Origin of the sequence: uncultured Serinicoccus sp. (assembly GCF_947500995.1) — a bacterium.
GTDB lineage: Bacteria > Actinomycetota > Actinomycetes > Actinomycetales > Dermatophilaceae > Ornithinicoccus.
The window spans coordinates 1-535 of the sequence record NZ_CANMUA010000035.1 but is presented as its reverse complement, the minus strand read 5'-3'; the positions used below and the strand labels follow the sequence as shown (position 1 = coordinate 535).

Annotated in this window: 2 protein-coding genes; both read left to right on the top strand. The window is 68.6% G+C overall.

Features of this window, described 5'->3' with window-relative positions; translation table 11 throughout:
- Position 1 precedes the first annotated feature (1 nt).
- A complete protein-coding gene (locus Q0967_RS17330) occupies positions 2-301 on the top strand; it encodes a helix-turn-helix transcriptional regulator (protein ID WP_299451316.1) in 300 nt (99 codons plus the stop codon).
- Positions 298-535 (top strand): cadmium resistance transporter (locus Q0967_RS17325; RefSeq protein WP_299451313.1); only part of this gene is annotated, 238 nt, incomplete at its 3' end. The genes Q0967_RS17330 and Q0967_RS17325, both read left to right, overlap by 4 nt.

Below are 535 nucleotides of genomic sequence, written 5' to 3'. Positions count from 1 at the left end.
CCTGGCAGATCCGACGCGGGCTCGGATCCTGCTGTCGCTGCTCGAACGGCCTGCCTATCCCGCTGGACTTGCCGAGGGCCTCGGCCTGACGCGGCCCAACGTGTCCAACCACCTGACCTGTCTGCGCGACTGCGGCATCGTCGTGGCCGAACCGCAGGGACGACAGACCCTCTACGCGATCGCCGACCCGCACCTCACCAACGCGCTGCTCGCGCTGGTCGAGGTGACCCTCGCCGTGAACGAGGACGCCCCGTGCCTGGATCCGCAGTGCCCCGTCGCCGGCTGCGAGGTCAGCCGGTGATCCTCACCACGGTCCTGCAGGCGATCGGGCTGTTCATGGCCACCAACATCGATGACATCATCATTCTTTCTCTGTTCTTCGCCCGAGGCGCCGGCCAACGAGGCACCACCACCCGGATCGCGCTGGGGCAGTACCTGGGGTTCGTCGGGATCCTCGGTGCTGCGCTGCTGGTCGCCTGGGGGGCCGGGCTGGTCCTGCCGTCCAGCGCCATTCCCTACTTCGGGCTCATCCCCC